Raw genomic sequence first — 1,024 nt, 5'->3', positions numbered from 1 at the left:
ACCCGGTCGTCGCCCTCCGCCAGGAATCCGGCGAACCGCAACAGGTCGGCGGCGGTCGACCACAGCTGACCGGCCGGCGCCATCAGTCCGAGGTCCTCGGCCGGCTCGCTCACCACCACATCGGCCCAGGGGTGCACGGCCCAGCCCTCCGCATACGGAGCGACCGGCCCGGCCGTCGTACGGTGCATGCCCAGCGGCTCCAGGATCTCGCGGCGCAGGGCCTCCTCCCAGGAGACCCCGCGTACCGCTTCGATCAGCGAACCGAGCAGGGTGTAGCCCGGGTTGGAGTAGTGGAAGCGGCGGCCTGCCGGGTGCATCTGGGGCTGCTCGCCGAGCACATCGGCGAGCTCCGGCCGCAGGGAGCCCGGGGTCCGCTCCCACCACGGGGCGGGCGCCTCGGCGCCGAGACCCGAACTGTGGCCGAGCAGTTGGAAGACGGTCGCGCTGCCCGCTCCGGTGCCGGAGATGTGCTTCTCCAACTGGTCGTCCAGGTCGATCAGCCCCTCGTCGCGCAGCCGTAGGACCAGAACCGCGGTGAACGTCTTGGTGATCGAGCCGATCCGGTACTGCGTATCGGCGTCCGGGGCCGGCCCCTCCAGCCCCGTACGGCCACCGCTCCAGACGATCCGGCCCTCCCGCCGCACGGCAGCCGCGAGGGAGGGCGCCCGGCCCTCGCGCTGTGCGGTGGCAACGCGATGGAGGAGGGATCGCCGGGTGCCGGGGAGCAGTTCTTCACTGGGAGAAGTCATGGTCAACCCATACCCGACGTGCTGCCACCTGACGAGGGGATTACCGGGCAGGAAGACCGCTCATGGAGCAGCTCCCGCCCAGGCTCAGCGCTTCCGGCTGTACGTCCGCACCAGAACCCCGTTCTCGAACGTACGGACCTGCTCCAGTGTGAACTCGGCGGCGGCGAAACCGGATCCGAACATCGGCATCCCGGAGCCGTACACCAGCGGATAGGTCTTGATCACGAGCTCGTCGATCTCGTCGATCAGCTCCCCCGCCAGCTGGGACCCGCCGC

At 70.4% G+C, this 1,024-nt stretch carries 1 protein-coding gene and 1 pseudogene; both read right to left on the bottom strand.

Annotated elements, in window-relative coordinates; all coding sequences use genetic code 11:
- Positions 1 to 749 (bottom strand): serine hydrolase domain-containing protein (locus ACIO5E_RS39675; RefSeq protein WP_400677596.1); only part of this gene is annotated, 749 nt, incomplete at its 3' end.
- A gap of 84 nt (positions 750 to 833) precedes the next feature.
- Positions 834 to 1,024, bottom strand: a pseudogene (locus tag ACIO5E_RS39670) (dihydrofolate reductase); the annotation flags it as partial.

It is taken from the genome of Kitasatospora sp. NPDC087314, from assembly GCF_044744365.1.
Taxonomy (GTDB): Bacteria; Actinomycetota; Actinomycetes; order Streptomycetales; family Streptomycetaceae; genus Kitasatospora.
The sequence above is the reverse complement of the archived record's forward strand: the minus strand, read 5'-3'. Positions and strand labels throughout refer to the sequence as shown.